This is a genomic window from Mesorhizobium sp. M0968 (assembly GCF_040319065.1).
Classification (GTDB): Bacteria; Pseudomonadota; Alphaproteobacteria; order Rhizobiales; family Rhizobiaceae; genus Mesorhizobium.
Window position 1 is genome coordinate 400,986 of the sequence record NZ_JAMYNL010000002.1, and the last position, 24,042, is coordinate 425,027.

General features: G+C 62.8%; 22 protein-coding genes and 1 pseudogene. 3 read left to right on the plus strand and 20 right to left on the minus strand.

Going from position 1 to position 24,042, the window contains the following annotated elements:
• Positions 1 to 148: 148 nt before the first annotated feature.
• The 12 genes and pseudogenes from NKH67_RS04755 to NKH67_RS04810 form a co-directional block, all read right to left on the minus strand.
• On the minus strand, positions 149 to 481 hold the full coding sequence (locus NKH67_RS04755; protein WP_352471650.1) for a nitrile hydratase accessory protein: 333 nt from the start codon (positions 479 to 481) through the stop codon (positions 149 to 151).
• Between the two features lie 19 nt (positions 482 to 500).
• The gene (nthB, locus tag NKH67_RS04760) at positions 501 to 1,160 is read right to left on the minus strand and encodes a nitrile hydratase subunit beta (protein WP_352501007.1); all 660 of its coding nucleotides are present in this window, start codon (positions 1,158 to 1,160) and stop codon (positions 501 to 503) included.
• Positions 1,157 to 1,762, minus strand: a complete 606-nt coding sequence (gene nthA / locus NKH67_RS04765) for a nitrile hydratase subunit alpha (RefSeq protein ID WP_352501008.1) — start codon at positions 1,760 to 1,762, stop codon at positions 1,157 to 1,159. The genes nthB and nthA overlap by 4 nt, the downstream gene beginning before the upstream one ends.
• 56 nt (positions 1,763 to 1,818) lie before the next feature.
• A complete protein-coding gene (locus NKH67_RS04770; protein ID WP_352501009.1) occupies positions 1,819 to 4,977 on the minus strand; it encodes an efflux RND transporter permease subunit in 3,159 nt (1,052 codons plus the stop codon).
• Positions 4,974 to 6,221: an efflux RND transporter periplasmic adaptor subunit gene (locus tag NKH67_RS04775; RefSeq protein ID WP_352501010.1), complete on the minus strand. Its 1,248-nt coding sequence runs from the start codon at positions 6,219 to 6,221 to the stop codon at positions 4,974 to 4,976. The genes NKH67_RS04770 and NKH67_RS04775 overlap by 4 nt, the downstream gene beginning before the upstream one ends.
• Before the next feature lie 168 nt (positions 6,222 to 6,389).
• Positions 6,390 to 6,986, minus strand: a complete 597-nt coding sequence (locus NKH67_RS04780) for a LysE family translocator (protein WP_352501011.1) — start codon at positions 6,984 to 6,986, stop codon at positions 6,390 to 6,392.
• 60 nt (positions 6,987 to 7,046) lie between these two features.
• Positions 7,047 to 7,619 (minus strand): acetolactate synthase small subunit, encoded by a 573-nt coding sequence (gene ilvN / locus NKH67_RS04785; RefSeq protein WP_023676680.1) that lies wholly within the window; start codon positions 7,617 to 7,619, stop codon positions 7,047 to 7,049.
• A gap of 66 nt (positions 7,620 to 7,685) precedes the next feature.
• On the minus strand, positions 7,686 to 9,437 hold the full coding sequence (locus NKH67_RS04790; RefSeq protein ID WP_352471629.1) for an acetolactate synthase 3 large subunit: 1,752 nt from the start codon (positions 9,435 to 9,437) through the stop codon (positions 7,686 to 7,688).
• Between the two features lie 352 nt (positions 9,438 to 9,789).
• The gene (locus NKH67_RS04795) at positions 9,790 to 10,950 is read right to left on the minus strand and encodes a PcfJ domain-containing protein (protein ID WP_352501012.1); all 1,161 of its coding nucleotides are present in this window, start codon (positions 10,948 to 10,950) and stop codon (positions 9,790 to 9,792) included.
• 219 nt (positions 10,951 to 11,169) lie between these two features.
• Positions 11,170 to 11,735: pseudogene (locus tag NKH67_RS04800) on the minus strand (GNAT family N-acetyltransferase).
• A gap of 22 nt (positions 11,736 to 11,757) precedes the next feature.
• Positions 11,758 to 12,069 carry a hypothetical protein gene (locus tag NKH67_RS04805; RefSeq protein ID WP_352471626.1) on the minus strand — a complete coding sequence of 104 codons (312 nt, stop codon included), beginning with the start codon at positions 12,067 to 12,069 and terminating at the stop codon, positions 11,758 to 11,760.
• Position 12,070: 1 nt separating this feature from the next.
• Entirely contained in the window at positions 12,071 to 12,637 is a 567-nt protein-coding gene (locus tag NKH67_RS04810) for a helix-turn-helix domain-containing protein (protein WP_352501013.1), read from the minus strand.
• Positions 12,638 to 12,788: 151 nt separating this feature from the next.
• Here NKH67_RS04810 and NKH67_RS04815 point away from each other — a divergent pair, with 151 nt between their 5' ends.
• A complete protein-coding gene (locus tag NKH67_RS04815) occupies positions 12,789 to 14,615 on the plus strand; it encodes an ATP-binding protein (RefSeq protein WP_352501014.1) in 1,827 nt (608 codons plus the stop codon).
• A 36-nt stretch (positions 14,616 to 14,651) separates the two neighbouring features.
• Here NKH67_RS04815 and NKH67_RS04820 read toward each other — a convergent pair whose 3' ends face one another.
• The 3 genes from NKH67_RS04820 to miaA all read right to left on the minus strand — a co-directional run bounded on the left by NKH67_RS04820 (position 14,652) and on the right by miaA (position 17,037).
• On the minus strand, positions 14,652 to 15,038 hold the full coding sequence (locus NKH67_RS04820; RefSeq protein WP_352501015.1) for an ester cyclase: 387 nt from the start codon (positions 15,036 to 15,038) through the stop codon (positions 14,652 to 14,654).
• Positions 15,039 to 15,169: 131 nt separating this feature from the next.
• Positions 15,170 to 15,964: a GGDEF domain-containing protein gene (locus NKH67_RS04825; RefSeq protein WP_352501016.1), complete on the minus strand. Its 795-nt coding sequence runs from the start codon at positions 15,962 to 15,964 to the stop codon at positions 15,170 to 15,172.
• 104 nt (positions 15,965 to 16,068) lie between these two features.
• Positions 16,069 to 17,037 carry a tRNA (adenosine(37)-N6)-dimethylallyltransferase MiaA gene (miaA, locus tag NKH67_RS04830; RefSeq protein WP_352501110.1) on the minus strand — a complete coding sequence of 323 codons (969 nt, stop codon included), beginning with the start codon at positions 17,035 to 17,037 and terminating at the stop codon, positions 16,069 to 16,071.
• Here miaA and serB point away from each other — a divergent pair.
• Entirely contained in the window at positions 17,027 to 17,914 is an 888-nt protein-coding gene (gene serB / locus NKH67_RS04835) for a phosphoserine phosphatase SerB (protein WP_352501017.1), read from the plus strand. The two genes, miaA and serB, sit on opposite strands and share 11 nt — an antisense overlap.
• Positions 17,911 to 18,483: a GNAT family N-acetyltransferase gene (locus NKH67_RS04840; protein WP_352501018.1), complete on the plus strand. Its 573-nt coding sequence runs from the start codon at positions 17,911 to 17,913 to the stop codon at positions 18,481 to 18,483. Before serB ends, NKH67_RS04840 begins: the two co-directional genes overlap by 4 nt.
• Positions 18,484 to 18,530: 47 nt before the next feature.
• Here the strand turns inward: NKH67_RS04840 and NKH67_RS04845 are convergent, their stop codons facing one another.
• The 5 genes from NKH67_RS04845 to NKH67_RS04865 form a co-directional block, all read right to left on the minus strand.
• Positions 18,531 to 20,048 carry a DegQ family serine endoprotease gene (locus NKH67_RS04845; protein ID WP_352501019.1) on the minus strand — a complete coding sequence of 506 codons (1,518 nt, stop codon included), beginning with the start codon at positions 20,046 to 20,048 and terminating at the stop codon, positions 18,531 to 18,533.
• Between the two features lie 145 nt (positions 20,049 to 20,193).
• On the minus strand, positions 20,194 to 21,156 hold the full coding sequence (gene hflC / locus NKH67_RS04850) for a protease modulator HflC (RefSeq protein WP_352501020.1): 963 nt from the start codon (positions 21,154 to 21,156) through the stop codon (positions 20,194 to 20,196).
• A complete protein-coding gene (hflK, locus tag NKH67_RS04855) occupies positions 21,156 to 22,250 on the minus strand; it encodes an FtsH protease activity modulator HflK (protein ID WP_352501021.1) in 1,095 nt (364 codons plus the stop codon). The genes hflC and hflK overlap by 1 nt, the downstream gene beginning before the upstream one ends.
• Positions 22,251 to 22,411: 161 nt before the next feature.
• Complete coding sequence (locus tag NKH67_RS04860) at positions 22,412 to 22,930, minus strand: dihydrofolate reductase (protein WP_352471618.1); 519 nt, start codon at positions 22,928 to 22,930, stop codon at positions 22,412 to 22,414.
• Complete coding sequence (locus NKH67_RS04865; RefSeq protein WP_352471617.1) at positions 22,930 to 23,940, minus strand: DUF4424 domain-containing protein; 1,011 nt, start codon at positions 23,938 to 23,940, stop codon at positions 22,930 to 22,932. Before NKH67_RS04865 ends, NKH67_RS04860 begins: the two co-directional genes overlap by 1 nt.
• Positions 23,941 to 24,042 lie beyond the last annotated feature (102 nt).

Consider the following 24,042-nt stretch of genomic DNA (forward strand, 5'->3'; position numbering starts at 1 on the left):
CAGCGCGACAGACCGGATTCGCGAGGGAAAGACAAGGTGACTGCCGTCACCGGCAAATTTTCATCGCCGGCAATCACGCCGCTGCGACAGGGTCAGGCTATCAGTGACGAACAGGAACGTAAAGAGAACAAGGCCGGGCGGCCGCAGCTTACCCGGCCTGCTGTGGATCGTTCTCCAGCTGGATCGGCTTGCCATGCGGAGTTGCGTGCGCGGCGCGTTCCCAGGCAGCGGCGAGCGCATCGACGTCGCGCTTTCCGGCAACGCCCTTGGCCAAAAGCAGCTTTTCCAGCGCTGCCAGCCAGTGCTCGTAGTAATCGTGACCGTCGCGCGCGGCGCCCGGCCCCTTCACCTCTGCCGACAAAGCATCCGCCCATTCGCTCCACGAAAACAGCCCGTTGTCGTGCAGTGCTACCGTCATGGCAAAGGCCTCTGCTTGCCACGGCTCGGCAAACACAGGCGCCTCGACACCGGCGGGCAGCATGGCGGCAACTGAGCCCGTCTCACGCCGGCTCAAGGTAGCTCTCGCAGGCGTCGATCGACACGACAAGTGTCGGATCGGCGCCCTCGCCCCAGATTTCGCCGCCGGTGAAGGCCACCGTATAGACCCATTGCGGGTTTTCGCCCTGGCCGTGCGCATTGGTGTCGGGAAAGACAAAGCCGTCGCGCACAGCCTCGACGACGCCTCGCTTGCCGCGTGCATAGCGCGGCAGTCTGGTGTGGCCGGTCGGATGAAAGTTCTTGGTTCGCACGGGGTCGCCCGCCTTGAACCGCGCAGGCGCGGCGACAGGCCGGTCGCAGTGCCCGCCCTTGGCCAGCACCGCCGGAACGTCCTTAGCCTTCAGCACCCGTTTGGGTGTCGCTGCCGGGTCGACTGCGTCGCCCGTAGTCAGGTCCCGGTCGCTGACGAAACCATGGCGTTTGAGCAGCACCTCCAGCGCCTTGATCCATATCTGGTAGTAGCTGGAGGCATAATAATCCGCTGGATGCAGCGATTCCCGCGCGTGCCGGCTCTCGTCGATGGTCCAGGCGCCCATGGCGCCGGCGCACAACGTCACGCCCAGCGCCCGCCTTTCCCAATCGGCATGGAAATAGGGTTCGTCAGGTTCGGGCGCGACCGGCCCGAAACCCATCTGGCCGCCGAGATCCTGCGGCCCGTTCATGCCGGTTCCCGCACCAACGCCGTGCCGATCATGGCATCGCGCGTCACCAGATCGGCGAGCCTTGCCTCATCCCAGCCCTCCGTACCCCGGGGGCGCATCGGCACCACCAGATAGCGCAGCTCGGCGGTCGAATCCCACACCCGGATTGTCGTCCTCGCCGGCAAGGTCAGACCGAATTCCTCGAGCACGCCGCGCGGATCGATCACTGCGCGCGAACGGTAGGGCGGCGCCTTGTACCAGACCGGCGGCAGGCCGAGCACCGACCACGGATAGCAGGAGCATAGCGTGCAGACGACGAGGTTGTGCGTGTCGGCCGTGTTGAACACCGCCTGCATGTGCTCGCCTTGCCGGCCGGTGTAGCCGAGCGATTCGATTGCCGCCGTCGCATCACGCTTCAGCCATGCGGCAAACCCGGGATCAACCCAGGCCTTCGCCACCACCTTTGCGCCGTTGCGCGGCCCGATCTTAGTCTCATAGGTGTCGACGATAACATCGATCGCCGCCGGATCGATCAGGCCTTTGCGGGTGAGAATCGTCTCCAGCGCGCGGACCCGCGCCGCAAAGGGATCAAGCTCGTTGTCGTGGTCGTGATTGTGCGGCATGGCGTCAAATTACGATCGCGGACCCCCGGCCGCAAGCACCACGGCTTGGGCCAGCGCTATTCGGCTGCCGCCTTTTGCGGCACCGGTTCTTCCTCCTCGTCGAACAGTGACGGCTGGTCGACCGCTTCGACCGGGCTCGGCTCGCCCCGGCGCCGCGCCCACAGCCTGACCAGCCAGCCGGAAAAATGCTCCATGTAGACGTAGATGACGGGCGTGACGAACAGCGTCAGTGCCTGCGAGGCGACAAGACCGCCGACCACCGCCACGCCGAGAGGCTGGCGCAGTTCCGCACTGGCACCGGTGCCGAGCGCGATCGGGATGGTACCCATCAGCGCCGCAAGCGTGGTCATCATGATCGGCCGGAAGCGCATCAGGCAGGCCTTGTGGATGGATTCGACAGGCGACATCCCCTCGCGCCTGAGTTCCAGCGCCACGTCGATCATCATGATGCCGTTTTTCTTGACGATGCCGATCAGCATCAGGATGCCGATCACCGCGATCACCGACAGATCCATCCCCGCCAGCCGCAGTGCCACCAGTGCGCCGAGCACCGCCGATGGAAGCCCGGTCAGGATGGTGAGCGGATGGATGAAGCTCTCATAAAGCATGCCGAGCACGATATAGATGGTCAGGATCGCGCCGCCGATCAGCAGCCCCTGGTTGGAAAGCGAATCCTGGAACGTCTTGGCCGTGCCCGAGAAGGCGGTCGAGATCGTCGGCGGCATGCCGATCTTGTCCTTCAGCGCGTTGATGTGGCTCACGCTGTCGCCGAGGGCCACGCCTTGCGGCAGATTGTAGGAGATGGTCACTGCCGGAAGCTGGCCGAGCTGGTTGACGGTCAAAGCACCGGCGGTCCGATCGACGCGGGCGAACGCACCGAGCGGCACCAGGCTGCCGCTCGCCGTTCTCACCTTGATGGCGAGCATCCGCTCGGGCGACCACTCGATCTTCGGGTCGAGCTCCATGATCACGTCGTAGCTATCGGCCGAGCCGAAGATGGTCGACACCTGTTGGGTGCCGAAACCGCCATAGAGACTGGAGCGCAGCGTGTCGGTATCGACACCGAGGTTCGCCGCCTTGTCGCGGTCGATCACCAGCGTTGCCTGTAGCGCGTTGTTCTGCAGGTCATTGGTGACGTCGGTGAAGGCGGCATGATCGGCGGCCATCGCGTCCGTCAGCCTTTGCGCCCAGACGTTCGTCAGGCCGGTATCGAGGCCCTGAACGGCAAGCTGGTAGGCACTCGCCGAAGAACGCGCGCCGAGCCGCAGGTTCTGCACCGGCTGCATGTAGGTTTCGATGCCGGGCACATTGGCAAGCTGGCGCCGCAGGTCCGTAAGCACCTTGTCGATGTTCGGTCGGTGGTCCTTGTCTTTCAGCTGTACAAACAGCTGGCCCTGGTTGAGCGCATTGTTTCCACTGCCCGCCGACCAGCCGACATGCGCGACGTAGGGCGAATGGGTGAAGACATCCGCCACTTGCCCCTGCAGCTTCACCATCGCGTCAAACGAAATGTCCTGGCGCGCGATGGTCGTCACCGAGACCTGGCCGATATCCTCCTGCGGGAAGAAGCCCTTCGGCGAAATCTGGATCAGCCACACCGACAGCCCGGCGGTCACGAGGAAGACAAGGAAGACAAGGAAATTGTGGCGCAGGCAGAATGTCAGCAGCCTGTCATAGCCCCGCATGAAGACGTTTTGTCTATGGCCTTCACCGTGCACTGCTTCCCGCTCGGCCTTCGATAACGACAACAGCCGCGAACACAGCATCGGCGTCAGTGTCAGCGAGACGAACATCGACGCCAGGATGGCGACCGTCACCACCACTGCGAATTCGTTGAAGATGCGCCCGATCACGCCGCCCATCAAAAGCACCGGAATGAACACAGCGACCAGCGAGATCGAGATCGAGATGATGGTGAAGCCGATTTCGCGCGCGCCCTTGAGCGACGCCTCGAGGGCAGAGAGCCCGTCCTCCTCCATGTGGCGGAAAATGTTTTCGAGCATGACGATTGCATCGTCGACGACAAGACCGACCGCCAGCGTCAGCCCCATCAATGAGACGTTGTCGATGGAAAAGCCGAACAGGTACATCACGCCCAGCGTGGCGATGAGCGAAATCGGTACCGCCACCGCCGGGATGATCGTCGCCGTTACCCGGCGCAGGAACAGGAAGATCACCATCACCACCAGCGCGATGGTGAGCAGGAGCGTGAACTGCACGTCATCGACCGCCTCGCGGATCGATGTCGAGCGGTCGTTTAGCAACTGGATGCTCGCCGCTGCCGGCATCTGATCGTCGAAGGAAGGCAGCATCGCCTTGACGCGGTCGACGACGTCGACGGTATTGGCATCCGGCTGGCGCTGCACGGCCATGATGATGGCGCGGGTGCCGTCATACCAGCTTGCCGTCGTCGTGGTCTCGACCGAATCGATGACGCGGGTCACCTCGCCGAGCCGCACCGGATGGCCGTTCTTGGTGGCGATGATGATGTTGGAGAATCCCGCCGCATCGGTCAGCTGCGTGTTCGCGGTGATCGTCAGCTGCTGTTTGTTGTTCTTGAGCACGCCGAGCGGCGTGTTGCTGTTGGCCGAGGCAATGGCCGTCTGCAGCTGGTCGATCGAGATGCCGCGTGCGGCGAGCGCCGTCGGATCGATCTGGACGCGCACGGCATATTTCTGCTGCCCGTAGATCGACACCTGCGCAACGCCGTCAATCGTCGACAGCGACGGCGAAATCACATTCTCGGCAAACGCGTCGAGATCGGTCAGCGGAATTGTGTCGCTGACCAGCGACATCAGCAGGATCGGCGCGTCGGCTGGATTGACCTTGCGGTAGCTCGGCGGGCTGGTCATCTCCGGCGGCAATTGTCGTTGCGTGCGTGCGATCGCTGCCTGCACGTCGGCGGCGGCTGCATCGATGTCGCGGTTGAGTACGAACTGGATGGCGATCGAGGTCGAGCCGAGCGAGTTGGTCGTCGAAATCGAATCGATGCCAGCGATAGTGGCAAACTGCTTGATCAGAGGCGTTGCCACCGAGGTCGCCATGGTTTCCGGCGAAGCCCCGGGCAGCGAGGCCGAGACGTTGACAACCGGAAATTCGGCGCTTGGCAGCGCCGCGACCGGCAGGAATTTGTAAGCAAATAGTCCGCCCAGAACCAGCGCGAACGACATGAGCAGCGTGGCGACGGGCCTGCGGATGCAGAATTCGGAAATCATGGCTGTGTTCCGCCCGTCCGGTCAGCCTCGGCAACCTTCGGAGCCGCCCGATCGCCTGTGCCGGTCGAAGCCTTGCCTTCGCGCACCGCCGCGCCGTTCTTCAGTTTGGTCTGACCCTCGACGACGACACGCTCGCCGCTTTTCAATCCTTGGCTGATTGCGGTGTTGGTGCCTTCTGTCAGCGCGACCTGCACGGGCCGCATTTCAACGGTGTTGTCCGGCTTGATTACATAGACGAACGGGCCCTTCTGGCTGGGCTGGACGGCGACCGTCGGAACGGACGTCATTTGTGGCATGATGCCGGCATCGAGCACGACGTTGACGTATTGGCCCGGCCATAGCGAAAGATCGGCGTTGGGCACACTGGCCCGCGTTGCGATCGTGCCGGACGCCGTGTCTACGCTGGAATCGACGAAATCCAGCGTTCCCTTGCCGACCGGCTTCGGGTCGCCGTCCTTGGTCAGCGTCACCGCACCTTGCCGCGGCGCTGCCAGCGCCTTGTGCAGCAAGGCAAGATCGCTTTCGGGGAGATTGAAGTTCACCTGCAGCGGGTCGACCTGCGTGATCGTCACCAGTGGAGTCGACGTGCTGCTGCCGTTGCTGGTGGTGACGAGATCGCCGACGGCGACGCTGACTGCGCCAAGCCTGCCGGAGATCGGCGCCCTGATCGTGGCGAAGCCAAGCTGGATTTGGTCCGCATCGATCGTTGCCTTGTCGGCGTCGACGGTGGCCGCGGCGGATTTCTGTGCCGCGACGGCCTGATCGTAGGTCTGCTGTGTTCCGGCCTGCCTGGCGACGAGATTTTTGGCGCGCTGAAGATCGGCCGTGGCGCTGGCAAGCAGCGCCTGGTCTTTTGCGAGCGTCGCCTGATCGCGTGCCAGTTGCGCCTTCAACGAGCGATCGTCCAGCGAGAAAAGAAGGTCGCCGGCCTTCACCATCTGTCCGTCCTTGACCGCGATTGCGACGATCTGGCTCGAGACCCGCGCGTTGATGCTGACCACGGCAGGAGAGGACACAAAGCCGATGGCATAGCGCCGGACCGGGAAATCGGCCGTCGTAGCGGTGGCGGCAACCACCGAAGTCGTACGCGCGGCATTTGCCGCTGCAGCGGGCTTGTCCGCCGTCGCCGTCTGCTTCGCCGACAGCATCTGCTGAAGACCGCTCATTGCGCTGGGCGAAAGATAGAGCCACGCCGCGGCAACGCAGGCTGCAGCGATCACCGCTAATACGATCTTTCCGCGCATCGACAAAAGACCTCTCGATCCGACACGCCGCTATCCGGTGGCCGTAGTCTAGCTCAACTCGCAGCCTCTTGCCGCGCTTTTGCCAGATAATAGAGGATGCCGAAGGCGAAAAAGGGCCAAAACCCGTCATTACCAAGATTTAATGTGCAGTGCACAATAGAACGGCAGCTAACGCAGCATCGGCCACAGCGTCGCCGCAAGCATCACACCCATGACGATGTTGAACCATTTGAGCCGCACCGCATCCGCCAGAAAGCCGCGCAGCGCCATGCCGAAACCGGCCCAGGTCGAAATGCTCGGCAGCATGACGACGGCGAAAGCGGCTGCGATCAGCACCACCGACACAAACGGGCGTTCCGGACTGGTATAGACGGCCATGGCTGTAATCGCCATCACCCAGGCCTTGGGATTGACCCACTGGAATGCCGCAGCCTCGATGAAGCGCATCGGCTGGCCCTTCGTCTTGTCTTCGCCGCCGAGCGAGCGCGACATGGCGATCTTCCAGGCGAGATAAAGCAGGTAGAGGCCGCCAGCGATCTTCAACCCGGTATGCAGCACCGGAAAGGTCGTCAACACGGCGCCAAGCCCGAAGCCTACGGCAAGCAACAGCACGAGGAAGCCGAAGCCGATGCCGAGCATGTGTGGCACGGTTTTGACCAAGCCGAAATTCACGCCCGAGGCCAAAAGCATGAAATTGTTCGGACCCGGCGTGATCGAGGTCACGAAGGCATAAACCAGCAGAGCAAGGAATGCATCGAAGGTCATGCCGTTCCCCTAATCAATGCGATCGGTGGCAAAGCGACGAGATAGAGCCAAGCTGGATGACTACATCCCTTGCGGGCCGCGGTTCATCGCCGCCACCCCGGTACGGCAGATCTCGACCAGCCCGAGCGGTTTCATGATGGCGATGAACTGATCGAGCTTGGAGCCCTTGCCGGTGATCTCGAAGATGAAATGCTCGGTGTTGGCATCGATGACGCTGGCGCGGAATGCATCGGCGAGCCGGAGCGCCTCGACGCGGGCTTCGCCGGTGCCGGCGACCTTGACCAGCGCGAGTTCCCGCTCCAATGGCCGCTCCTGTCCGAATTCCTGCGACCGCACGGTGAGATCGACGACGCGGTGCACCGGCACGATGCGCTCGAGCTGGTGCTTGATCTGCTCCAGCACGTGCGGCGTGCCGCGCGTCACGATGGTGATGCGCGACAGGTGCTTTTCGTGCTCGGTTTCCGAGACCGTCAGGCTCTCGATGTTGTAGCCACGTCCGGAAAACAGGCCGATGACCCGCGCAAGCACGCCCGGCTCGTTGTCGACCAGGACCGAAAGCGTGTGGTTCTCTGGTTTTTCCGTCTCCTTGGCGATGAAATAGGCGGAGCCGGTCGGTTGCAACTGTGCGTTCATGACATGAATCTCGATTTCAAACTTTTGCGCTAATCTGCTGTTTTCGCACAGCTTCCTTGAACCAGACTACACCAGTTCCCTACCCTTGGCGTCGATCGCGTTGGCGACAGCTTCGTCGGTCGCCTCGTCCGGCAACAGCATCTCGTTATGCGCCTTGCCGGACGGGATCATCGGGAAGCAGTTGGCGAGCGTCGCCACGCGGCAGTCGAACAGGACGGGCTTCTTGACCGCGATCATCTCCTTGATCGCGTCATCGAGCTCGTCCGGCTTGTCGCAGCGAATGCCGTGGCCGCCATAGGCTTCGGCGAGCTTGACGAAATCCGGCATCGCCTCGGTGTAGGAGTGCGACAGCCGGTTGCCGTGCAGCAGCTGCTGCCACTGCCGCACCATGCCCATATATTGGTTGTTGAGGATGAAGATCTTGATCGGCGCCTCGTGCTGCACCGCCGCGCTCATCTCCTGCATCGTCATCTGCACCGAAGCGTCGCCGGCGATATCGATGACCAGCGCATCCGGGTGCGCGATCTGCACGCCGAGTGCCGCCGGCAGGCCGTAGCCCATCGTGCCCAGTCCGCCAGAGGTCATCCAGCGGTTCGGCTTCTCGAAATGATAGTGCTGCGCCGCCCACATCTGATGCTGGCCGACCTCGGTGGTGATGTAGGTGTCGAGGTCCTTGGTCAGCGCATAGAGCCGCTGGACGGCGTATTGCGGCATGATCACCTCGTGATTCATCTTGTAGGCGAGCGAATCGCGCGCGCGCCATTTGGCAATCTGCTCCCACCACGGGTGAAGCGCTTTCTTGTCGGCCTTGGCGGTTGCCCGCCACAGCCGCACCAGATCCTCCAGCACACGCCCGACATCGCCGATGATCGGCACGTCGGTGTGGACGTTCTTGTTGATCGACGACGGGTCGATGTCGATGTGGATCTTCTTCGAATTCGGCGAAAACGCCGTCAGCCGCCCGGTGATGCGGTCGTCGAAGCGCGCGCCGATGCAGAGCATGACGTCGCAATCGTGCATCGCCATGTTCGCTTCATACGTGCCGTGCATGCCGAGCATGCCCATCCAGTTCTTGCCCGACGCCGGATAGGCGCCGAGGCCCATCAGCGTCGAGGTGATGGGAAAGCCGGTGAGGTCGACCAGCTCGCGCAGCAGATGGCTCGCCTCCGGGCCGGAATTGATGACGCCGCCGCCCGAATAGATGATCGGCTTTCGGGCAGCCCCCATCAGCTCGACCGCCGCCTTGATCTTTTCCAGATCGCCCTGGACCTTCGGTTGGTAGCTGGTGCGCGGCGCCGTCTGCGGCGGGACATAGATACCCCTGGCGAACTGCACGTCCTTCGGGATGTCGACGACGACCGGACCGGGGCGCCCTGTCGTTGCCACATGAAAGGCCTCGTGGATCGTTGCCGCGAGCTCGTTGACGTCCTTCACCAGCCAGTTGTGCTTGGTGCAGGGCCGCGTGATGCCGACCGTGTCGCACTCCTGGAACGCATCCGAGCCGATCAGTGAAGTCGGCACCTGGCCGGTCAGGCAGACCAGCGGGATCGAGTCCATCAGCGCGTCCTGCAATGGCGTCACCGCATTGGTGGCGCCCGGCCCTGAGGTCACCAGCATGACGCCGGCCTTGCCAGTCGAGCGCGCATAGCCTTCCGCCGCGTGGCCCGCGCCCTGCTCATGGCGGACGAGGATGTGCTCGACCTCGTCCTGCTGGAAGATTTCATCGTAGATTGGCAGAACCGCGCCGCCCGGATAGCCGAAAACATGCTTGACGCCATTGTCCTTCAGCGCCTGCACCACCATTTCGGCACCCGTCATTTCGCTCCTTGGCATTTCAGTTCTTGGCATTTCGCGCCGCTCATTCTGTCCACTGCTCATCGTTCTGGTCCCGTACTGTTCGCCATCTGGCGATTGCTCGTCGTTTAGTCGTGTTTCGGGCAATAAAAAAGGCCCCCGAGGGAGCCTGTGTCTTGCGCATGGGAGGTCACCGCCCGGCGGTTACACCGCCTTGCCCACGCGCTTTCCTACGAGAATGAGTGCCTTTTTCATGGTGGCGGACAATAGAATTGGTTTGACGCCGCTGTCAACGGCGAATGTGCACTTGGCCTGACGTCGGCACATCCGCCCATTATGCACCCGCGCCGCCTTTCCGCCGCGCGGGTCTTCCGTTTCAGGCGCAGAGCACCACACCCCTCGCCTTGGCCCAGCGCTCGATGATCTTGCGCTCCTCGAGCGAGGCGAGACGATTGCCGAAACCGCGCACCTGCACCGCACGGTTTTGCGGGTCGAGTTCGATCGTCAGCAACCGCTCGATCTTGCCCAGCGCCGAGCGCCGCAGCACCCAGATCGAGGCATTGCCGGCGATGCATTTGGCCGCGTATATCGAGACGCAATGATGCATCGCCCGGCTCTCGGCGACCAGATCCTCAGCTGTCTTCAACTGACGGACGAAGAAACGCTCGCCATGCGCCTTTGCCTCCTTGGTCGACGGCTGCCAGTCCCAGTCGTCCAGGCACGAGCCGTCCCAGGCGCGACCCTGCGACTGCGTCCCGGCAGTACGCGTGGTCCGCCCGGCAGCGCGGCGGCGCATTGCCTCGATGCGTTCGATCGCGGCAATGTCTCGATGCCATTCCAGCATCTGCCGACGCAGCGAGGCAAGCGTGCGACCCTTCAGGCTGTACGCCGCATCGCGCTGGTGCACGGCGCCGATATAGTCGCAAAGATCGTCGATCTCCTCCTTCGACGCGGGTTGCCCGCAGAAGAACCGTGTCACCTCGCGCCAGAAGGCCAGATCGTTACGTGGCGTGCGCGCGATTTTCGACTTGGCAAGTCGGGCCGCCAACCCGGAATCATCCGTGTAGGACCGGGCGATCACCACCCAAAATGCCTCGTCGAACGTGAAATCGCCGGGCAAGTTCAAGAAGCAATGCACCTCCTTGCGAGACAGCCACGCACAGGCGCCCGCCTTGTAAAGCGAGTCACCACGCGCCACTGCGATATACCAAGCCTTGCGAAGCGCAATCTCGCCCACATTCAACCCCGAGCTGTCCAGCCAGATCCCCTCGAGCGCGGCTGTAACCGGGTAGCGCGCATAGAGATGGCGCGCCGCGGCCAGCCGCAGCCGCTCGGGGTCGCGCGTCTTCAGCTTTGGACGCCACAGCGCGCCGTCGCGAATCGCCATGCCGGCAAAGCCCCGACGTGCCTCGTCGAGCGCCCGCTCGAAATCCGGAGCGGGACGCGGGACGGGAAAAACCCGCCGCAGCGTTACGGCATATGCTTCAATGCGTTCGCGCTCGGCATCCTGCCTGCGCTGGATCATGGACTTTGCCATGGCCGTTCTTCCTGATTGGAACCCTGTCAGCCGCACGCAATTCCAGCGTCGGCACGGAATGTGTCGATCTGGATCGCCGGGTCATTGACAGGTCTCCTTTCAGGACGACGGATCAGAATGGGCGGCTTCTCTAAGCTCGCCGCCAATTTGACGCAAGAGCTATTCTTTCCACGCCCGCGATGGTCTGACGGGTGTTGCAAAGGTGCATCGTTGTCGCCATCAGCGTGTCCGGCCGACGCGTTTCCAGTAGATGAGGGTGCCTGTGAGCCCGCCATGCGGCTTCAGCGCATAATCCGGTATTTCGCCGGCCAGCGTGAAGCCGAGCTTTTCATAGAGCCCGGAAGCCCCCTCCTCTTTTGCCGTGTCGAGGACCAACAGCGTGCGGCCTTTCTCCACAGCAACGGCTTCCGCCGCCTCCATCAGGCGGGTTGCGATGCCCTTGCCGCGGTAATCGAGGCGGATCATCAGCTTGGCGATCTCGGCCCGGTGCGGCTGGTTGGGAGGGCAGTCGAGCAGCAAGGTGATGGTGCCGAGTTGGGAGGGCAGTCGAGCAGCAAGGTGATGGTGCCGACCAGAGCCTCGCCGTTCCAGGCCCCAAGCACCGCCCTTTCGCCTCTGGCGGCCGCCTGAAGCGACTTGTTCCAGAAGGCCGCGGCCATCTCCGGCACCAACGGATGCATGAAGCTGACCGAGCCGCCGGCAGCGACTGTCCCGATCAGCAGTTCCGTCAGCATTTTTTGCGTTCCGTCAGCATTGCTGAGTGGCCTGATTTCGATCGAACTCATGTCGTTCCCCTGTCGCCGTCCGTCAGTCGAAACGACTGGTCCGCTTCCGCTTCCTGGCCCGCCGGATTTCCGCGATGCGATCGGCGTCTTCCTCTTGCAGATGTCGCCCGCGTTCCAGCAGTTCGAGCGTGTATTCCTCATAGGTCAGGCCCAGCCGCTCGGCCTTGTGCAGCCGCATCAGCATGATCTCGCGGCTCGGCACTTTCCATGCCTGGGCATGGGCGGTCTGCCAGGCAAGAAACACATAGGGGTCGCCCTTGCCCCAGGGCGGACCGTCATAGTCGTCGAGCGGCGGACCGCCATTGTCGCAGCGTTTTGGACGGCGCGCCTTCACCTCAGCTCCTGGCCAACGCAACCAGACAGTCGGCGGCGTCCGGCCCCGGAGCGTGAAAGACGCAATCGGATGGCGCGCCGAGCGCCAGGCAGTCGCCCGGTTCGAGCCGGTGAACGATGTCCCCCTCTGTGAATTCCAGTCGCCCGGAGATCAGCCATATCTGTTGCCTGATAAAGGCATAAGACGCCGCCGGGAAACTTACCTTGGCGCCGGCCGGCAACTGGATCCGGATCAGTTCGAGGGGCATGTCCGAAACCGGCGAAAGATGCCGCCGCACATAACCCGTAGCCGGATCGCGCCAGAGCGGCTGGTCACGTTCGCGAAGCAGGCCACCGCCCTGCAATTCCGCCCTTGCGATCAATGTGGACAGCGTCATGCCGAAGGCGGCCGCAATACGCACAAGGAGTGCCGCCGTCGGGCTGGTCATGCCGCGTTCTACCGTGCTCAGCATGGCTTTCGAAACATCGGACCGCTCCGCCAGTTCTGCCAAGGACCAGCCTCGAGCCACTCTTTCGGTATGTATTCTTCTGCCGACGGTCGAGGAGATGTCGTTCGCTATATCATCCATTAATCCAATATATCGAAATTCTTCTACAGAGCAACGGCCGTTTCATCCAGTTTTCGCAAACTCCTTAATGTCCGCTAAACCATCCGGCCTCATCCCACCTTAACCCCGTTCGCCTAGGCTCATCGCTTGGGAAAAGGGGACCGGCGTATCCATGCTCGTTGAACGCGAAGCCTCCATTGGGGAACCGACTTTGCTGGAGCGCCGCAGGGCGGAGCAGAACGACAAGCGCATTCTGGGCAATATCGTACAATGCGACGGCGCGCGCGCCACCATCAGCGCCTATGCCGACGATATCGAAGGCACGGTCACCGGCCTGTGGAGCGTCGGCAAGATGATCTCGATCAATCTCGGTACATCACGAACCGTCGGCCTGGTCTATGAAATCGGCAAGTCGGATCGTGCGTGGAGCAGCGAGGGCCAGAATCCGATCGAGGTCAGCATCGAATTGATCGGCGAGGTGCGCGACGGGGCCGAACCCGGCGCGAAGCCGATCTTCGACCGTGGCATCACAACCTACCCGCATATCGGCGCCATTGCCCATCGTATCCGCAGCCGCGACCTGCAGGCCGTCTACGATCTCGCAGGTCGTCATTCGATCACCATCGGCACGCTGTCGCAGGACGAGGCGATCGACGCCAATATCGCCATCGACGATACGCTGGCGCGGCATTTCGCCATTGTCGGCACCACCGGGGTCGGCAAATCGACCGCCGTGTCGCTGCTCTTGCGCAAGTCGATCGCCGCCCGGCCCGACCTGCGCGTGCTCATCCTCGATCCACACAACGAGTTCGCCGCGTCGTTGCCCGAATATTGCGTCAGGGTCGATTCGACGACGCTCGACCTGCCCTTCTGGATGTTCAAGCTAGAGGAATTTGCCGAGGTGCTGTTTCGCGGCCGCGAGACGGTCCCGGAAGAGGTCGACGCCTTGCGCGATCTCATCCCCGCGGCCAAGAACCTCTACCGCAATCCGAACTCCGGCAACTATCTACGGCGCAGCACCGATGCGCTGACCGCAGACGCGCCGGTGCCCTATCGCATTGCCGACCTCATCAAGCTGGTCGACGAGCGCATGGGGCTGCTGGAAAGCAAGAACGATCGCCCGACCCTCAGGTCACTGAAGACACGTATCGAATCGGCGGCATCCGATCCGCGCTACCGTTTCATGTTCAACTCGCGCCTGATCGAGGACACCATCCACGAGACGATCGGCAACATCTTCCGCGTGCCGCATCACGGCCGCCCGGTGACCTGCTTCGAAATGGCCGGCATGCCGTCCGAGGTGGTCAATTCCGTTTGCTCGGTCCTGGCGCGGCTGGCCTTCGACCTGGCGTTGTGGAGCGAAGGCCGCCTGCGGCTGCTCTTCCTGTGCGAGGAAGCGCATCGCTATATGCCGGCCGATCCGCGCCTCGGTTTCGCGCCGACGCGGCACGCGCTGTCGCGCATCGCCAAGGAAGGCCGCAAATATGGCTGTTATCTCGGCGTCGTCACCCAGCGCCCGGGCGAACTCGACCCGACCATCCTGTCGCAGTGCTCGACGTTCTTTGCCATGCGGCTCGCCAACGAGCAGGACCAGGCGATCATCCGCTCGGCGATCGCCGATTCCTCGGCTTCGACGCTCGCGTTCCTGTCTTCCATGGGCCAGCGCGAGGCTATCGCCTTCGGGGAAGGCGTGGCGACGACGATGCGGATGAAGTTCGAAAAGCTCTCCGAGGATTTGATCCCCGGCACCGCCAAACGCGAGAATGCCTTGCCGTCCGAAACCGGCGACGAGGTCGACCTCGTGGCGATCGTCGAACGGCTGCGCAACGTGCCGAAATCACAACAGGCAATGCCTTTCGCGGAAGTCGTCGATCCGGGCCGGCAGGCCGGCGATTCGGACTATCGCAAGCGGTCGGCCGCACGCACCCAGCGAAACGACGATTTCGACTTGCGCTACGGCCTCAAGCCGGCGACCTTCGGCCTGCGTCCCCCAGAATGATTGAGCCGAGCGACTTTTAGGCAGCGCTCGCAGATATCAAAGCTGAGTTTCGATGGCTGTCCTGTCTATAACTGACCACACCTGGCGAATTTTCCCTCTCTGAAGCTCATAAAATACGTTCTCGGCAAACGAAATTCTCTTCCCGCTTACATCGAGCCCAAGGAACGTTCCCCTTGGCGCGCAGTCGAAGCTTAGCCGGCTCGCTACATAAGGCGGATCGGCAACCAATAGCTGAATGTTGAAATAAAGGTCCGGAATTTCGTCGAAGTCTCTCACCAACATCTCGAGATAGCCGGACAATCCGAGCTTGCGACCGTTGTGGGTCACTTCATCATGAACAAACCTCCCCAGATTTGGCCAATCCTGCTTGTTCAGGCATGCAATATAGCCTCGGTAAAGACCGGAGAGATCGGATTTAGTCACGGCAACACCTCTATTTCCGGCAAGCCCCGCAAAGGCAGCATCTCAGCTTGACGGGGTGATGTCGGTCTGCGTGCACCGGAAACGAAGAAAACGATACCAGACGGCCGGAATCACGAATTCAATGACGGAATTCAGGCACAGACGCGGTTGCGCCCTTGCCTCTTCGCCTCATAGAGCTGGCGATCGGCGCGGCGATAGAACTCCTCGGCGGTTTCCTTGCGATCCCAGACGGCAAGCCCGACGCTGGTGGTGATTTTCAGTCGGACATTGCCCGTCAGCACCGACATGTTGGCGATCGCCTTGCGGATGCGCTCGGCGAATTTGGATAGCAGCTCGGCGTCCATATTGGGCGTGACCACCGCGAACTCCTCGCCGCCCAGGCGCGCCACCACGTCGTGATAGCGTGTCATGTCCTTGAGACAGTTGGCGACCGCCCGCAACACCTCGTCGCCGACATCGTGGCCGTGGCTGTCGTTGACCTGCTTGAAATGGTCGAGGTCGAGGATCATCAGCCCTACTGGTTTCTCGATGCGGCGGAACTCTTCGAGATATTCCTTCAGCGCATCGTCGAAATAACGCCGGTTCTGCATGCCGGTGAGGCTGTCGGTGAGCGCCGCATGCTCCAGCGTCTCCGAACGCGCGCTGAGCGAAACGGTCATGGCGCGCAGCTTGCCTTCTTCCGTCGCCTGCTTTCGGATCAGCGGGTAGATGAAGAAAATGCCGAAGAACAGCGCAGTCGCCAACAGCACGCCCGTCGCAAACAGCAGCTTGTTGAGATAGACGATTTCATCGAGTTTTGAAGGCGTATTGCTAATGTCGGCGGCCAGGGTTTGCAGGAGCCCATAGGCGTAAAGCGTCACCAGGCCGGCGGCCAGGATCACAAAAATAAAGACGAAAAAGGCTGATTCCGCCTTGTGGAAACGCATCTGCTCCCCGTTGGAAAGTTCGTAGCGATCTTATGGCATGCGGGAACTTACGGACAGTTAACCTGGACAACTTCAACGCGAAATGTCCCCTCGGTGTCGACTTTTCAGGTTGCGCTCGAAGGAGGGAGTGAGAGCATCGAGTCGATCCCCCCATCAGGACGCAATCTCTGCCATTCCGGGCCCAATTGGTGCCTGAACCAGGTCGCCTGCCGTTTGGCATATTGCCGCGTCGCGATTTTCGCGCGCTCGATGGCCTCGGGAAAACTGAAGGCGCCGGCCAGCGCGGCCTGAAGCTCGCGAACACCGATTGCTTTCATCGCCGGCAGGTCGGGATCGAGGCCGAGCGCTGAAAGCTGTTTCACCTCGTCCAGTGCCCCCTCATCCAGCATGCGGTCGAAGCGGGCATCGATCCGCTCCACCAGAGCCGCTCGCTCCGGCTCGATGACGAAAAAGCGCGCGCTGCTCCCGTCGATCAACGGCCGGCCACGCGCGGCCTGCCAGTCCAGGATGGAACGGCCCGACGCGTCGAGCACCTCCAGCGCCCGCACGATGCGCTGGCCATCCGTCGGCTTCAGCATCATGCCGGCCGCAGAATCCTCGCGCAACAGGATGCGGTGCAATCTCACTGCGCCCTGTTCCTGGAGCTCGTAGCGCCAGCGATCGCGGATCGACTTCGGAATGTCGGGCATCTCCGAGATACCTTCCGTGAGCGCCCGGAAATAAAGCCCGGTTCCGCCGACGAAAATCACTGGCCGCTCCGAAAGCGTGCCGTCGTCGATCAGCTTTATGACATCACGCAACCAGGCGCCGGTTGAATAGGCGGTGGACGGATCGACGTGTCCATAAAGAAAGTGGGGAACGCAGGCGAGTTCGGCAGGACCAGGCCGCGCCGTCAGCACGTCGAGCACCGAATAGCCTTGCATGGAATCGGTGTTGACGATGACACCGCCATTGCGCTCGGCGAGGTCGAGTGCGAGCGCCGACTTGCCGCTGGCGGTCGGCCCGGCTATCAGGATCGCGTTCTTCACGCGGCCTTCGCCCGCCTGTCCGCTGGAATTTTCGATGCTGCTGATCGCCACGCTTCTATCCCATCCCGCCGGCCGCGCATTGACGTCGACGCTAGCGAATATGGCCTCGCGGTCGGTCGGCGCAAGCGCTGTTCGCTGGCTGGCCGAAGGCATCGCCTGCGAGCTCGACTTGCCGGAGACCGCCGACGCTTCCGAAATAACGGCGCGCCTGCGTGCCGCGCTGGCTTCCGAACCGATCGACGTGGCCGTCCAGCCGGCCGAGAACAGGCGCAAGAAGATCCTGATCGCCGACATGGATTCGACGATGATCGACCAGGAATGCATCGACGAGCTTGCCGACGAGATCGGCGTCAAGGATCGCGTCGCCGCCATCACGGCGCGATCGATGAACGGCGAGATCGCATTCGAGCCGGCCTTGCGCGAGCGCGTGGCGCTGCTCAAGGGTCTCGATGCCGCAATCATCGACCGCATCATCGACAATCGCCTGACGCTAGCCTCCGGCGGCCGCACGCTCGTCCAGACAATGGCGGCCAATGGCGCCTGGACGGCGCTGATCTCCGGTGGTTTCGACATCTTCACCACCCGCATCGCAGCATTGCTCGGCTTTCACGAAAATCGCGCCAACCGCCTGATCGAGCAGGATCGCCGCTTCACCGGCCTGGTCGCCGAACCGATCCTCGGCCGCGCCGCCAAGGCCGAAGCCCTTATCGAGATTTCCGCCGGCCTCGGCCTGACGCCTGCCGATGCCATTGCCGTCGGCGACGGCGCCAACGATCTCGACATGATCCGTCTTGCCGGCATCGGCGTCGCCTTGCATGCCAAGCCGGCCGTCGCAGCCGAGGCAAAGATCCGCATCGACCACGGCGACCTCACCGCCTTGCTTTATCTGCAGGGTTATCGCCGGGAGGAATTTGTCGAATGATGCCGATCCGCACCGAGCGCCTGATCCTGCGCAACTGGGAAGATCGTGACCGCGAGCTCTTCCATCGCATCAATTCCGACGAGTTGGTCATGGAATTCTTTCCGTTTCGCCGCGACCGTGCCCAGTCGGACACCAAGATGGAGGAGTTGCGCGCGGCTATCGATCGCGACGGCTTCGGCTTCGCGGCCGCTGAGATCGCAGCCACAGGCGAATGCATCGGCTTCGTCGGCATAACCCGAACTGATCATTTGCCATTCCTGCCGCCCGGCACGATCGAGATCGGCTGGCGGCTGGCACCCGAATTCTGGGGCCGCGGCTATGTCACCGAAGCAGCCGAAGCCTGGCTCACCTATGGCTTTGAAAGACTTGGCCTCGACGAAATCGTGTCCTTCGCAGTCAAGGATAACAGCCGGTCCACTGCCGTTATGGAGCGCCTGGGCATGATCGCCGACCCCGCCTCCGATTTCGACCATCCCGGTGTTCCGGACAGCCACACCGCACTCAGGCGACATGTCTTCTACAGGCTGTCACGCACAGACTGGCAGGCAAGAAAAAGAGCGACCCGCTAGCCGCCCTTTTTCGTTTCAAGATCAGAGCATTGCAGGCTCTTCCGGACTCAATCCATCCGGATTGTCACAAACCTCAGCTCGCCGGTCTTCGACGCCAGCATCAACAGCGCGTTCTTGCGCCCCTGCTCCTTCAGCGCGCCGATCCGGTCCATGACGTCCTTGGGCGTTGCGACCGATTCCTGCGCGATCTCGGTGATCACCTCGCCCGGCTGGATGCCGCGTTCGGCAGCCGCCGAATCCTTGGAGACGTCGGTCACGACGACGCCGGAGACGTCGGCGGCGATGCCGAATTTCGTGCGCGTCTCCTCATTGAGCTCGCCGATCGTCATGCCGAGCACGGCAGCCGTCGAAACCGCAGGCGCCTTGTCGGCATCGTCCTGGTCGGCGTTGCCGTTTTCACCGCCGCTGGCAAGCTTTTCGCCGTCCTCGAGCCGGCCGAGCGTCACCTTGACGGTCTGCTCGACCCCTTTGCGCACGATGATCACGTCGACCGCCTTGCCGACCGGGCTCTCCGCCACGACGCGTGGCAGGTCGCGCATTTCATGGATGTCCTTGCCGTCGAACTTGATGATGACGTCGCCGGCCTGGATGGTGCCGTTGTCGACCGGCCCGCCCTTGATAACGCCGGCGACCAACGCGCCCTTGGCGGTCGCCATGCCCAGGCTTTCGGCAATGTCGTCGGTCACCGGCTGGATGCGCACGCCGAGCCAGCCGCGCCGCGTCTCGCCGAACTGGCGAAGCTGGTCGACGACGCCCGAGGCAAGCTGCGACGGGATCGAGAAGCCGATGCCGATCGAGCCGCCCGATGGCGAGATGATTGCCGTGTTGATGCCGATGACCTCGCCGCTGCTGTTGAACAGCGGTCCGCCGGAATTGCCGCGGTTGATCGCGGCATCGGTCTGGATGAAGTCGTCATACGGGCCGGAATTGATGTCGCGATTGCGTGCCGAGACGATGCCGACCGTCACCGTGCCGCCGAGACCGAACGGATTGCCGATCGCCATCACCCAGTCGCCGACACGCATCGTGTTGGAATCGCCGAACTTCACCGCCGTCAGCTTGTGCCCTTTCGGATCGACCTTCAGCACCGCGACATCGGTCTTGGTGTCGGTGCCGACCAGCGTCGCCTTGAGCGTCACCCCATCGGAGAAATTCACCTCGATGTCGTCGGCATCGGCAATGACGTGGTTGTTGGTCACCACGATGCCCTGCACGGCGTCGACCACGAAGCCGGAGCCCAGCGACTGCACCTTTTGCCCGCCGCCGCCCTTGTCGCCGCCACGGTTCTTGAAGAAATCGTCGAAGAAGTCCTGGAAGGGCGAGCCCTCCGGCAGCTGCGGCATCGGCACTGCGCCCGGCCCCTCAGTGCCTTTAACAGTCTGCGACGTCGAGATGTTGACCACGGCGCCAAGCAGGCCGGCGGCGAGATCGGCAACCGAGGGCGGCCCGTCGGCTGCCATCGTCGGCGCCACGAACGACGGAACGGCAATGGCGCCGACCAGAAGCGCAGCGGCCCCGGCGATGAACGTCCGCCTCGCTGCACGCAGAAGGGTGGTGGATGTCATCGAAAGGCCTCCGGGTGTTCTGAAAAAAGCGCTTCGGCAAAAAACGCCGCGTCGCGTCATGTTGGCAAGAAATAAGGCACGTTTGCGGCTATGGCTACCGCCAGAGAATAAATCCTCTGTTACGCCGGCTATCCCTGCACCGGCCCTACTGGCCGGTGCTTGGCTGAGCCGCCGGTGGCGCGGGAGCGGCAGGTGCTGGCGCTGGTGCCGCCGGTGCCGCAGGCGTTTCCTTGCTGTCCGGGTCGCGGAAGAAGCGGAAGAACTCGGAATTCGGCGACAGCACCATCGTCGTTCCTGCGCTGTTCAGCGCCGTGCCATAGGCATTCATCGACCGGTAGAAATCGAAGAAGGCCGGATCGCGCTGATAGGCCCCGGCAAACGTCGCGCTGCGCTGGGCTTCACCTTCACCGCGCAGGATTTCAGACTCTTTCTGCGCTTCGGCGACGATTTCGACCACTTCGCGGTCGGCGCGAGCCCTGATCCGCTGCGCTGCCTCGTTGCCGCGCGCCCTCAGCCGCTCGGCTTCGGCGAGACGTTCGGCCTTCATGCGGTCGAAGGTCTGCTGCGAGACTTCGGCCGTGAGATCGGTGCGGCGGATGCGGACATCCTCGATCTGCAGGCCAAGCGAGGTGGCATCAGGTCTCAGCTGATCGCGCACCTCGCGCATCATCACGGCGCGCTCTTCCGAGAGTGCCGCCTCGAAGTCGCGCAGGCCGTAGACGCGGCGCAAGGCAGCGTCGAGACGCGTCCTCAGCCGGGCCTCGGCCAGTTCGATCTGGCCGGAAACCGCGGCGCGGAACACACGCGGGTCCGAGATACGATAGGCGATAAAGGCATCGACCTCATAGAATTTGCCGCCCGAAACCTGGACACGGATGTTGTCGAGGTCGAAGCGCAGGACCCTGTTTTCGATCAGCTGGACGGTGTCGGCATCGAAGAAGGAGAATGGCGCCTTGAAATAGATGCCCGGCTGGTTCTTGACGTCGACGATTTCGCCGAACCTGAGCACCAGCGCCTGCTGGCGCGCATTGACGACGAAGACCGACGAATAGAGCAGGAACAGGATGACCGCGGCGATGACCGCAATGACGGGAAGACGGTTGGCCATCACTGGTTTCCTCCGGTGGCCGGTGCCGGCGCCTTCTGCTGCAATGCCGGCAGCGGCAGGTAGGGAACCACCCCTTGCCCGTTGCCTTGCTCGACGATGACCTTGCTCGAATCCTTCAGCACCCTCTCCATCGTCTCCAGGTAGAGCCGCTTGCGCGTCACTTCCGGCGCCTTTGCATATTCGTCATAGACCGAGATGAAGCGCTGCGCCTCGCCTTCGGCCTCCTGCACGACCCGGTTCTTGTAGGCGGCCGCGTCTTCGCGGATCTGTGCGGCCGCACCGCGCGCCTGGCCGAGCTTCTGATTGGAATACTGATTGGCCTGCTCGACGAACTTGTCCTCGTCCTGTTCGGCCCGCTGCACCTCGTCGAACGCGTCTGCCACCTCGCGCGGCGGCGCGGCGTCCTCGATGGAAATTGCGTTGACGTTGAGGCCGGCCTTGTAGCCGTCCAGCGTCGTCTGGATGATCTCACGCACCGACGCCGCAATGCCTTGCCGGTCGTCGCGGAAAATGTCCTGCGCCGGGCGCCGGCCGACCGCTTCGCGCATCGCGCTTTCGGCGACCTGCTGCAGCATGCCGCCCGGGTCGGACACGTCGAACAGATAGGCCTTCGGGTCGGAAACCTGATAGGCCACCGAGAATTGCACGTTGACGATGTTCTGGTCGCCGGAAAGCATCAGGCCATCGCCGCTGGTGCTGCCGCCGCCGATGCTGACAAGCTGCTCGGCGATGTTAGCGGTCTCGACCGTTTCGATGGGCCACCAATGGAAATGCAGGCCCGGCTGCGACAGCTCCGCCTTCGGCTTGCCGAACCTGAGCTCCACCGCAACTTCATCTGGCTGGACGGTGTACACTGCCTTGAACGCCCATAGCACCACCAGCGCCGCGGCAATCAGCGCGAACACGGCAGGGCTCGCGCCACCGCCGCCCGGCAGCGCGCGCCGCAACCGGTCCTGCCCGCGCCGGATGATATCCTCGAGATCGGGAGGCGAGCCCTGCGGGCCGCTAGGTCCTTTTGGTCCCTGACCCCAAGGCCCCTGATTGTTGCCGCCGCCCCACGGGCCGCCGCCGCCGCTCTTGTCGTTCCAGGGCATGAATGTCCTTTCGCTTGGAATTCCCTCAAGCGCCGGCTCACCGGCGCAAAATCCAATATTATTCTTCTATAGGGATGCGACGGCACGCTTTCAACGCGATCGGCTGCCGCCACTGTCCGCCTTTGGGTCCATCTAGACCTGTCGCGACCCCTTTGTCGCCTTCAATGCACGTCGCGGCGCCGCTCGTAAACCGAATAGCGTGTCGCATGGCTGTCCTTTTCGCCAGCCTCCACCTCCTGCGAGCGGACGATCCGCCACAGCGCCGGATCGATCGGCGGGAAATGGGCATCGCCGTCGACCGCGGCCAGAACATGGGTCACGTGCAGCCGATCGGCCAACGGCAGCGCCTGAGCGTAGATTTCGCCGCCGCCGATGACGCAGATCTCGTCGGCGCCGGCCATGCAGCGCCCGCGCACCGTCGCCAGCGCGATCGCGTCCTCGATCGAGTGCGCGACTTCGACGCCCTCGGCGCGCCATGCCTTGTCTCGTGTCACCACGATGTTGAGCCTGCCCGGCAATGGGCGGCCGATGCCTTCATAGGTCTTGCGGCCCATGATGATGGGCTTGCCCATCGTATCGGCTTTGAACCGCTTGAGATCGGTGGACAGCCGCCACGGCAACCCACCCTCGCGCCCGATCACGCCGTTCTCGGCGATGGCGACATAAAGCGCGAGGTCCATCAGCCGCCGTTTCCGCCATCCGACGGCTCAAGCAGCAATATGTCGATGTCATGCTCGGGGTAGAAGTTCTGCGCCTTCATCTCGAACGTCGTCGGTCCGATCTTCCTGACGTTTTCGCCGCAAAACGAGACCAGGTTCTTCGCATCGCCCTTGTCGACGGTCAGCTTGAAACTGCCGATGTTTCCCGACGCCCAGTTGCCGCCCGTGGTCAGGATATAGGCGATGCGGTTCTCGAAATATTTGGGGTAGCCGTCGGGATCGTCCTTGGCTGCCTTGCGCACGGCATTCTCGAAGGCATCGTCCATGCAGTAGCGTGTCTTGTAGGCGGCATACTGACCCTGGAACTGGCCGTCATAGAAGAAGCTGACCGAGGAGGTGCCGCCGACGCTCGGCTTGTAGCGATGCGAGACATGGACCGCCTTGTTGGCCGGAAACGTCGAGCGCCACCAATAGGTCGAGCGCAATTGCCAGAACGGCGTATAGACGGTCTTCATGCCCGAACCGTCGTCAGCAGTGTCCTCGATGATGATGCCGCGGTTGACCCAGTCGTCGGCGACCGCTTGCGGCAGCTTTGCCAGCGCTGCCTTGGCCGCATCGCCGAACGGATAGAACGGCACGCCCTGCGCCTTCAGGTCAGCGCCGATGTCGATGCCGAGCGCGAACACCTTCTGCTCGAGCTGCGGCTTTGCCGGCTCCCCGTCGATCGTCACTTCGAAGCCGAGGAAATTGTCGCTCTGCGCCTCCGGAATCGCTGGTATTTCTTCGGGGTCGCCTTCGATGTCGGGCATCGGAAAGGCGACGATCGCATCGACATCCTTGTCGGTATTGTTGCGGAAGACGTAATCGACCATCACTTTTTCCGGCGAGATGTAGAGATCCTCGCTTTCCATCGCCACCGCATCGCTGCGCGAAAGAATCAGCCCACCGGTGCCGAGTTCGGCGACCGAATCATTGGCGAGCGCAGGCGTAGCCGAGAGCGCCAAGGCTGCGGTCAGGACGTAACGGAACATGGAAACTCCCCCGGCGAGAATGCCAACATGACTCTAGCTGTTCAATGTGGCGTTTCAAAGCCTTTCGGCAAATGCGCCGGCGCCTGCCGGCATGTCGTGTCG

Bases quoted from the DNA above. Each gene is read 5' to 3' on its own strand.
- NKH67_RS04755 (WP_352471650.1), bottom strand. From the start codon at position 481: ATGCTGCCCGCCGGTGTCGAGGCGCCTGTGTTTGCCGAGCCGTGGCAA.
- nthB (WP_352501007.1), bottom strand. From the start codon at position 1,160: ATGAACGGGCCGCAGGATCTCGGCGGCCAGATGGGTTTCGGGCCGGTC.
- nthA (WP_352501008.1), bottom strand. From the start codon at position 1,762: ATGCCGCACAATCACGACCACGACAACGAGCTTGATCCCTTTGCGGCG.
- NKH67_RS04770 (WP_352501009.1), bottom strand. From the start codon at position 4,977: ATGATTTCCGAATTCTGCATCCGCAGGCCCGTCGCCACGCTGCTCATG.
- NKH67_RS04775 (WP_352501010.1), bottom strand. From the start codon at position 6,221: ATGCGCGGAAAGATCGTATTAGCGGTGATCGCTGCAGCCTGCGTTGCC.
- NKH67_RS04780 (WP_352501011.1), bottom strand. From the start codon at position 6,986: ATGACCTTCGATGCATTCCTTGCTCTGCTGGTTTATGCCTTCGTGACC.
- ilvN (WP_023676680.1), bottom strand. From the start codon at position 7,619: ATGAACGCACAGTTGCAACCGACCGGCTCCGCCTATTTCATCGCCAAG.
- NKH67_RS04790 (WP_352471629.1), bottom strand. From the start codon at position 9,437: ATGACGGGTGCCGAAATGGTGGTGCAGGCGCTGAAGGACAATGGCGTC.
- NKH67_RS04795 (WP_352501012.1), bottom strand. From the start codon at position 10,950: ATGGCAAAGTCCATGATCCAGCGCAGGCAGGATGCCGAGCGCGAACGC.
- NKH67_RS04810 (WP_352501013.1), bottom strand. From the start codon at position 12,637: ATGGATGATATAGCGAACGACATCTCCTCGACCGTCGGCAGAAGAATA.
- NKH67_RS04815 (WP_352501014.1), top strand. From the start codon at position 12,789: ATGCTCGTTGAACGCGAAGCCTCCATTGGGGAACCGACTTTGCTGGAG.
- NKH67_RS04825 (WP_352501016.1), bottom strand. From the start codon at position 15,964: ATGCGTTTCCACAAGGCGGAATCAGCCTTTTTCGTCTTTATTTTTGTG.
- serB (WP_352501017.1), top strand. From the start codon at position 17,027: ATGCTGCTGATCGCCACGCTTCTATCCCATCCCGCCGGCCGCGCATTG.
- NKH67_RS04840 (WP_352501018.1), top strand. From the start codon at position 17,911: ATGATGCCGATCCGCACCGAGCGCCTGATCCTGCGCAACTGGGAAGAT.
- NKH67_RS04845 (WP_352501019.1), bottom strand. From the start codon at position 20,048: ATGACATCCACCACCCTTCTGCGTGCAGCGAGGCGGACGTTCATCGCC.
- hflC (WP_352501020.1), bottom strand. From the start codon at position 21,156: ATGGCCAACCGTCTTCCCGTCATTGCGGTCATCGCCGCGGTCATCCTG.
- hflK (WP_352501021.1), bottom strand. From the start codon at position 22,250: ATGCCCTGGAACGACAAGAGCGGCGGCGGCGGCCCGTGGGGCGGCGGC.
- NKH67_RS04860 (WP_352471618.1), bottom strand. From the start codon at position 22,930: ATGGACCTCGCGCTTTATGTCGCCATCGCCGAGAACGGCGTGATCGGG.
- NKH67_RS04865 (WP_352471617.1), bottom strand. From the start codon at position 23,940: ATGTTCCGTTACGTCCTGACCGCAGCCTTGGCGCTCTCGGCTACGCCT.